Raw genomic sequence first — 212 nt, forward strand, 5'->3', positions numbered from 1 at the left:
AGCCTCGACCGTCCAGCGATGGCCGGGGCTGTTGTGGATCAGGCTGATCGCCGCGCCGATCTGCGGATTTGTCAGCGCGCCGATCCATCCCGTTTCGGCAGCACCCTCCCGGCCTACATAGGCCCGCAGCGCCTGCACGAGCAGGATGTCGCCCATGCGTCGCGTCATCAGCGTCGAGCCCATCTGCCCGGCCTCGAGTTCGTCGTCGAGGG

The 212-nt window shown here is 67.9% G+C and carries 1 pseudogene; it reads right to left on the minus strand.

Features of this window, described 5'->3' with window-relative positions:
• Positions 1–212: pseudogene (locus AF337_RS17295) on the minus strand (AraC family transcriptional regulator); the annotation flags it as partial.

Origin of the sequence: Rhizobium ecuadorense, from assembly GCF_001187535.1 — a bacterium.
GTDB classification, from domain to species: domain Bacteria; phylum Pseudomonadota; class Alphaproteobacteria; order Rhizobiales; family Rhizobiaceae; genus Rhizobium; species Rhizobium ecuadorense.